At 63.9% G+C, this 7,003-nt stretch carries 12 protein-coding genes; 5 read left to right on the top strand and 7 right to left on the bottom strand.

Features of this window, described 5'->3' with window-relative positions:
• The first annotated feature begins 57 nt into the window (after window positions 1-57).
• Window positions 58-594 (top strand): transposase, encoded by a 537-nt coding sequence (locus tag AS93_RS0117350; RefSeq protein ID WP_027591768.1) that lies wholly within the window; start codon window positions 58-60, stop codon window positions 592-594.
• A gap of 108 nt (window positions 595-702) precedes the next feature.
• Here AS93_RS0117350 and AS93_RS0117345 read toward each other — a convergent pair whose 3' ends face one another.
• Window positions 703-1,302, bottom strand: coding sequence for an NAD(P)H-dependent oxidoreductase (locus AS93_RS0117345; RefSeq protein ID WP_027591767.1), 600 nt, complete (start codon window positions 1,300-1,302; stop codon window positions 703-705).
• A gap of 111 nt (window positions 1,303-1,413) precedes the next feature.
• Here AS93_RS0117345 and AS93_RS0117340 point away from each other — a divergent pair, with 111 nt between their 5' ends.
• Together AS93_RS0117340 and AS93_RS0117335 are read left to right on the top strand one after the other, a co-directional pair.
• On the top strand, window positions 1,414-2,355 hold the full coding sequence (locus AS93_RS0117340) for a LysR family transcriptional regulator (protein ID WP_027591766.1): 942 nt from the start codon (window positions 1,414-1,416) through the stop codon (window positions 2,353-2,355).
• Window positions 2,356-2,413: 58 nt separating this feature from the next.
• Entirely contained in the window at window positions 2,414-2,890 is a 477-nt protein-coding gene (locus tag AS93_RS0117335; RefSeq protein ID WP_139181996.1) for a hypothetical protein, read from the top strand.
• 79 nt (window positions 2,891-2,969) lie between these two features.
• On the opposite strand, the gene AS93_RS0117330 is transcribed toward AS93_RS0117335, so the two are convergent.
• The 5 genes from AS93_RS0117330 to AS93_RS0117310 all read right to left on the bottom strand — a co-directional run bounded on the left by AS93_RS0117330 (window position 2,970) and on the right by AS93_RS0117310 (window position 5,802).
• The gene (locus tag AS93_RS0117330; RefSeq protein ID WP_027591764.1) at window positions 2,970-3,296 is read right to left on the bottom strand and encodes a helix-turn-helix transcriptional regulator; all 327 of its coding nucleotides are present in this window, start codon (window positions 3,294-3,296) and stop codon (window positions 2,970-2,972) included.
• Window positions 3,280-3,534, bottom strand: coding sequence for a type II toxin-antitoxin system RelE/ParE family toxin (locus tag AS93_RS0117325; RefSeq protein WP_027591763.1), 255 nt, complete (start codon window positions 3,532-3,534; stop codon window positions 3,280-3,282). The genes AS93_RS0117330 and AS93_RS0117325 overlap by 17 nt, the downstream gene beginning before the upstream one ends.
• Before the next feature lie 223 nt (window positions 3,535-3,757).
• Window positions 3,758-4,501, bottom strand: coding sequence for a class I SAM-dependent methyltransferase (locus AS93_RS0117320; protein ID WP_027591762.1), 744 nt, complete (start codon window positions 4,499-4,501; stop codon window positions 3,758-3,760).
• Window positions 4,502-4,657: 156 nt separating this feature from the next.
• Window positions 4,658-4,858 carry a type II toxin-antitoxin system Phd/YefM family antitoxin gene (locus AS93_RS19725; protein WP_051587529.1) on the bottom strand — a complete coding sequence of 67 codons (201 nt, stop codon included), beginning with the start codon at window positions 4,856-4,858 and terminating at the stop codon, window positions 4,658-4,660.
• 104 nt (window positions 4,859-4,962) lie between these two features.
• Window positions 4,963-5,802, bottom strand: a complete 840-nt coding sequence (locus AS93_RS0117310; RefSeq protein ID WP_051587528.1) for a CAP domain-containing protein — start codon at window positions 5,800-5,802, stop codon at window positions 4,963-4,965.
• Between the two features lie 129 nt (window positions 5,803-5,931).
• Here AS93_RS0117310 and AS93_RS0117305 point away from each other — a divergent pair, with 129 nt between their 5' ends.
• Window positions 5,932-6,234 (top strand): type II toxin-antitoxin system RelE/ParE family toxin, encoded by a 303-nt coding sequence (locus tag AS93_RS0117305; protein ID WP_027591760.1) that lies wholly within the window; start codon window positions 5,932-5,934, stop codon window positions 6,232-6,234.
• Window positions 6,231-6,515 (top strand): addiction module antidote protein, encoded by a 285-nt coding sequence (locus AS93_RS0117300; RefSeq protein ID WP_027591759.1) that lies wholly within the window; start codon window positions 6,231-6,233, stop codon window positions 6,513-6,515. Before AS93_RS0117305 ends, AS93_RS0117300 begins: the two co-directional genes overlap by 4 nt.
• 73 nt (window positions 6,516-6,588) lie before the next feature.
• Here AS93_RS0117300 and AS93_RS0117295 read toward each other — a convergent pair whose 3' ends face one another.
• Window positions 6,589-6,840: a hypothetical protein gene (locus AS93_RS0117295; protein WP_027591758.1), complete on the bottom strand. Its 252-nt coding sequence runs from the start codon at window positions 6,838-6,840 to the stop codon at window positions 6,589-6,591.
• Between the last annotated feature and the right edge of the window lie 163 nt (window positions 6,841-7,003).

Here is a 7,003-nt window from a genome sequence, read left to right as displayed (position 1 = left end):
GGGAGCCATCAGCCGAGTACGACGCCAGACCCACTAACCGATTCACGGACGAATCCCATGGGCCGCAGCCGCTACGTCATTACCGATCCCGCGCAACCGCACTTCCTGACCTGTACCGTGATGGAGTGGCTACCGCTGTTCTCCCGTCCTGCACTGGTCGACATCCTGCTCGACTGCTGGCGTTACCAGCAGACCCACCAAGGGCTCCGGCTATATGGCTATGTGGTGATGGAAAACCACCTGCACTATCTCGCGCAGGCACCCGATCTGGCCCGCTGCGTCAGCAGCTTCAAGTCCTACACGGCCCGCCGGATCCTCGACGACCTGCAACGACGCGGCGCGGAGTCGGTCCTGCAGCGGCTGAGCTTCAGCAAGCGGGCACACAAGCAAGATCGGGAATACCAGCTCTGGCAGGAAGGCAGCCATGCCGAGCTGGTCTGCAGCGAGGAGGTCATGCGCCAGAAGCTGGATTACATCCACCACAATCCGGTGCGTCGCGGTTATGTGGATCTGGCCGAGCACTGGCGCTACTCCAGTGCTCGCGACTATCAGGGACAAGCCGGGCTGCTGGTGATCGACCGGCTGCCGAGTTGACGTGGAGCCACCGGCAAGACTCCCACGCAGCGCGTGGGAGCCATCAATAAAACAGGCCGACATTTCATCTACCGATGCCTTGCAGAGATGGCATCGGCGAGGCGACCTTCAGGCGCTCAGCCTGACGATCTGCGCATGGGCGTCGGCCAGGCCTTTCTCGACGCCGTGGGGGCGAGCGTCCAGGCCTTCCGCGTAGACGAATTCCACCTCGGCGATGCCGACCAGGCCGAGTACCGCGCGCAGATAAGGAGTGACCGCGTCGCTCGCCTGCCCTAGGTGCACACCGCCACGCGAGCTGAAGGCCACCGCGCGGACACCCTCGATCAGGCCCACCGGATGGCTTTCGGTATAGCGGAAGGTCACCTGCGCGCGGGCCACCAGGTCGAACCAGTTTTTCAGCTGCGTCGGCACGTTCAGGTTGTACATGGGGGCGCCTATCAACAGCAGGTCGCTGGCCTTGAGCTCGGCGATCAACTGATCTGACAGCGCCACCACCTGTCGGGCGCGCTCGCTCGGCTGGCCGACGCCACGCAGGGCGTGGAACAGCTCATGGTCCAGCACCGGCAGATCGAGGCTGGCCAGGTCGCGCACCAGCACCTCATCGAGATGCCCCTTGGCCAGTCGTTCAGCCAGGAAACTGTCGATCAGGGCGTTGGTCCTGGAGTTGCTGCCCATGATGCTGGACTTGAGGACGAGGATCTTGCTCATGAATGCGCTCCAGTTGGGGAGTTTGTGGGAATGCGCATAGCCTACCATTCCATTTTTCTCACCAATGGCGATAGTATTTCTCTTGATTGGTTCCCCTATGGATACAAAGCCATGCGAGACAGCCTGAACGGCGTCGACGTCTTCGTCGTGGTGGCGGAGGCCGGCAGCTTCGCCCAGGCGGCCAGCCAGCTGCACATCACCCGCTCCGCGGTGGGCAAGAGCATTGCCCGTCTGGAGCAGCGCCTGGGCGTGCTGCTGTTCCACCGCACCACGCGTAGCCTGAGCCTGACCGACGAAGGCTCGAGGTTCCATGGGCACTGCCTGCGGGCCCTGGAGGAAATCCGCGCGGGCGAAACGGCGCTGGAAAGCGGCAAGTGGCAGGTCAACGGCCAGCTGCGGGTGTCCATGCCGGTGCTGTTCGGCCATCTGTGCATCGCGCCCATCCTGATCGAGCTGGCGCAGCAGCATCCCGAGCTGGTGCTGGAAATGTCCTTCAGCGACCGCACCGTGGACTTGGTGGAGGAAGGCTTCGACCTGGCGATCCGCAACGGCGTCCTGCCCGACAGCAGCGACCTGGTGGCCCGCCGGCTGGGCGAGCACGGCATGACGTTCTGCGCATCGCCGGCCTATCTGCAGTGCCATGGCGAGCCTGGCAGCTTCGCGGAGTTGCAGCAGCACGACGCCGTGGCCTACACGCGCCTGGGCCGGATGCTCGAATGGCAGGTGCGTGTCGATGGCCAGGTACAGGCGATCAGACCCAAAGCCCGTCTACGGATGGACGACCTTCGCGCCGTCACCGACGCTACCTTGGCCGGTCTCGGCATCGCCTGGCTGCCCTACTGGCTGGCTCGCGAGTACCTGCTGCGCGGAGAGTTGCGAGAGGTGCTGGCGGAGCAGCCGAGCCTGACCTACCCGATCAGCGCCCTGTGGCCACAGACCCCGCACCTGCCATTGAAGACGCGGGTGGCGGTGGATGCCCTGCTGGCGAAGCTGCCGGCACGCCTTGCGGTGGTGGAGTCGCGGCCGAAGAGAAAAGGGGACAGATTTATTTAACGAGCCCCCCGAGTGGCGAGGTCCACCTACGCCCTAGTACCGGTCACCTGTGCAGACCATGAAAGGCTTGCTCCACGACAAGCCTTTTTCATTGACGCTGCCATACCGTAGGGCAGCACAGCAGTGGCGCTGTTATTCAATGGACATTGATCAGCCTGCCACTGGCTGCGCCGATGATTCGGACATCCTGCGAGGCCATTCCATGACCGAAACGACGCTGCCGGAACAGGACTGCGACCAGAGTGAATTTGTCGACTTGTCCATAGGGTGGGCCGCTGTCAGAAGAGGCGCGGTCGTCGCCTTTATCCCCATGCGCAACTTCCAGGACGTGGATTTCGAGCGGTTCCGCGAAGAGTCACGCTGGTTGCTGGCCACGCTGGGCAGCGTGAAGGCCGGCAACCTCATGCGCAAGCCGGATGGCTCCATCGTGTTCCTGGCCCGCCGGGCCCATGACCGCCGCTCCACCCAGGTGGGCAGGCCACGGCCGGAATTTCCGGTCGCCTTTCTGGAGCCCAGATTCCACCCGGAGCAATGATGGCGGGGCGGCCAATGGCGTGGTCCATCCGCATTTGACGTGGCGGTTTGGGCCACCCGTTCTGCGTGCTGCGCGCGGTTTACAGGTTCAGCAGCGGCGCCGGAATATTCAGGGCCTTTGCGATCCGCTCGCGCGTCGTCTTGCGGGGGCGTTCGGCGGTTTCCTGCTGCGCGTAGGCGGACTGCGAGATACCGAGGCGCTCGGCCACCTCGGTCTGGGTCAGCCCCAGATGCCGGCGCCAGGCGGCGATGGCGGTCATGCCGTCCTTGACCATGTAGCCGACGACCTCGTTGGGTACCAGATCCTCGACAGGGTGGCTGGCGATGTAGTCGGCGTAAGGCACCACGACGAAGGCGGGACGGCCGTCCGCGCCGTGGATGATCTGCACGTTAGTAGGTGTGTTCATCGCGCTTCCTGACCTCTTCGATGCTGACGATTTTCACGCCGCCGTCCCAGTCGAACAGGATGCGGTAGTTGCCTACCCGGAGCCTGTAACCGTAGTGTTGATGGGCGAGCGCCTTGACGTTCTGGACGTCGGGCATGTGAGCGAGGGCTTGGGCGGCATCGTAGAGCTTGGGCTGCTCGGCCTTGTCGATCTTGCGCAGCTGCTTAACCGCCTTGCGTGTCCAGTTGATCTTGTTCATGCCCGGCCTCGCTCCCTATAAGCCGAATATAAGTATTTAATAAGGCTTTGCAAGTGCGGGCATGGCCCTGGTTCCCAAACGGCGCGTATCCGAAGCAGGGCGCCTGGACCTCCACGGTGGAAAATCGCTTTGCGAGTTTTCCACCCTACGTCGGGTGATGTTCAGGACAGTGTGAAAGGCTGCGGTCTTGTCTACAGGACGGGCTGGCTGGCAGCGTTTCGTTTCAGATCTTCACGCAGGCAAACAGCGCGTTCCCGGAGCGTTGGTCCCACGGCACGATCTTCTCGTAGTCATGCTCCAGCACATGCACCTCGAAGTACGGCTGCAGCAGCGCCTGCAGTTCGGCGAAGCTCACCGCGACCATCGGGTGTTCGTCGTGCCAGACCTGGGTTACTTCCGCGACCGTTCGGGCGATGCGCAGTTTCAGTGACTGCCGCTCGCCCGCGCCTGCGTAGTGCCAGCCGGAGCTGAAGTGGAACTGGCCGTCGGCGTGCTCGGCGGTATGCGAGACGAACAGCGCGTTGTCGATCTTGCTCTTGTCGACGGCGTTGAAGCAGAACACCCCGCCCTCCTCCAGTGCGGCATGGGCGCTGGCGATGCAGGCCTGGAGCCGCTCGATGCTGCCGCTGTAGTGAATGGAATAGAGGAAGCAGGTGATCAGGTCGAGCGGTTCCTCCACGGTGAAACCGCACATGTCCTGCCGGGAGAACTGCGCTTCCGGGCAGCGCTCGGCCGCGAGCTCCAGCATGGGCTGGTTGATGTCGAGGCCGCTGCTCCGGTAGCCGGCGTCGAGGAAGTGCCGCACGTGCGGGCCGGTGCCGCAGGCCAGGTCCAGATGACGGTTGCCCGCATTGCCGAACAGCTGCCGCAGCCGATGCACACCGTGGCTCTGCGCCTGATAGTCGATATCGGCGCACATGAGGTCGTAGTAACCGGACAGGTCGGTGTAGAGGGCGTTGCCGGGCATGGTGGGACTGCTCGCCAAAAATGGCCGGGCATCATACCGGCCTGAGCCCTCGTGCGCCTCAAGCGGGGCGTGCCGAACAGCCGGAACAGCAGACTGATCGATCTGTGCGAGCCCGTCCACTGGGCGACCCCTAGCGATGCCGAAAGAGGAAGGCTTCTACCAGGGATTGCCCTGCGCATATTCGCGGGAGCCCATAGCCAGCAATTTCACCAACGCGACCGTCTCGTCACGACGCTTTCGCTCGGCATAGGACTCCACCACGTACGCCGGCACGCCATTGCGGGTGACCACCATCGGCTCGTCGAGCTGCAGGTCGGCTGCGTGTTTCTTCAGGTAGCTGATCGTTTCAACGCGCATTAAAGAACTCCTCTTTGCGCTACCCCACTCAGCAGGTAGCCAGCGATGCCTTGCGCAGCACTTAGGCCAATTTCAGACCAAATTTAGTTCGCCATGCCCGACTCCTACGGCGCCCCGAACACCGCCGTCCAGTAAATGCCCGCGTCGCTGTTGTCGTCCCGCGCATAGGCCGCGCCCATTTCGCGGAACTGTGGGTTCATCAGGTTGGCGCAGTGTTCGGGGCTGGCCAGCCAGCCGTCGAGCACCTGCTGGGCGCTGATGTGCGCGGCGGCGAGGTTTTCGCCAATCAGGCTGGCGCTGTAGCCGGCCAGTTCGGCGCGGTCGCCGGGAATGCGACCTTCCTTGTCGCGGTGGGCGAAGAAGTTGCCGCTGGCCATCGCGCGGCTGTGGGTGTCGGCGGCGCTGGCCAGGGCGTCGTTCCAGCTCAGCGGTTCGGTGGCCGGCTGGGCCTGTTTGCCGCACATCCGCGCCTGCCCGCGCGCGGCGTTGATCAGTTCCAGCAGGCGCCGGCCTTCCTGTTGCCAGTCGCCGAGCCGAGCCTGCTGTTGCGGTCGCGCCAGCACGATGCGCCACTGCTGCTGGTGCTGGCTGACGCCGATGTCCAGGTACTGCGGGTCGAGCAGCACCCGGCAGAAACTTTCCCGCAGCGCCTGCATCGCCGCCTTGGCGTCGGTTGGACCGCTAAGGCGAATGGCTTCGGCGCTTTGCAGCGGGTAGGCGTTGCGCTCCAGTGAGGCCTCCCAATCCTCGTCGGGGCTGACCAGCCGCGCATCGGCCCTGAGCGGCGGCAGCGCCGTGGCGGGGGCGTCGGCGCAGCCGTTCGCCTCGCCACGGTAATCATTGATGGCCTGGATCAGTTGCTGTGTTTCATCGGCCGCCAGGTTGGCAATGAAAAGCAGGGCCAGCAGGGGGACGTAGCGAAGCATCGGGACGCGGGCGGGCATGGCAATCTCCTTTTGCGGATGCAGTTGTGATCCGGCAAAGGGCGCGGGGTTTCCGGTGGGGTTGGTTGCTGCGCAAACCGCTCGAGCGATCCGGTTTGCCTTTTGTGATTTATAAATCACAATTGGCGCATGCTTGAGATCAAACAAACGGAAACGTACAGGGCGTGGGAACGCCGACTCAGGGACAGCAGAGCGCGAGCCGCTATCGCGGCACGGATCTTCCGCCTCGCCAACGGTCTTGCGGGCGACGTTTCGCCTGTTGGCGGTGGCGTCAGCGAGCTTCGGATTCACTACGGACCCGGGTATCGGATCTATTTCCAGCAGCGCGGCAACGAGCTGGTAATCCTGTTATGCGGAGGCGACAAAGCCTCCCAGCAACGTGACATCGAGACAGCGAAGCGCCTTGCACTGGCGTGGAGAACGCAGCCATGACCGAACAACTGTATGCCTACGACCCTGCCGAGGCGCTGGACAGCCCCGAAGCCATCGCGGTTTTCGTCGCGGATGCGATGGAAACGGGGGACGCCGCCTATATCGCCAAGGCGCTGGGCATCGTCGCCAAGGCGCGCGGGATGAGCGAACTGGCCAAGGAAACGGGGCTGGCCCGCGAGCAGCTTTACAAGTCACTCAGCGAGGGCGGCAACCCGACGCTCAAAACCTTTCTCGCGGTTTTGCGCGCGCTGGGGCTCGAGCCGACGGTGAGGCTTCGGTAGTGCAGCGTGGCTAACGAGGTATCCCGTAGTTCTTTGGGTGGAAGATCGCTGCGCGAGTCTTCCACCCTACCGGTCACAGGCAGTTGCCAGCACAGCCGCCGCGCGCGCAGGCCGGCGCTTCGGGATTCTTCAGGACGCGGCTATTGACCACCCCGGCGGCGCTCATCAGTTTGGTCACCGGGGCGTCGTCGGGGATCGCGGCATCATCGGGCAGCGAGCAGCAGGCGGCGCGCAGGTCGCCCCAGGTCCTGGGGCTGAGCGCCATCGGATGGTGGACTTCGTAGACCTGGCCGTTGGCTTCGCAGCGGTAGTCGTAGGTGGGCATGGAGGCTCTCCGGTGTTGCGGGTGGCGCTACTTTAGCGCTCCGGCTGGCGTTGCACAGCTCCCCCCGGAGGTAGCTACGTAAAGCGCAAAGCTCGCGGACAAGTCCACCGTGGGAGATTCTATGTTGCCCTGCAAGCGCTTTTAGGCAGTTCGAGGGATGTAA

Source organism: Pseudomonas sp. RL (assembly GCF_000647775.1).
Taxonomy (GTDB): Bacteria; Pseudomonadota; Gammaproteobacteria; order Pseudomonadales; family Pseudomonadaceae; genus Serpens; species Serpens flexibilis.
This window is presented reverse-complemented; position numbering and strand designations above follow the sequence as displayed.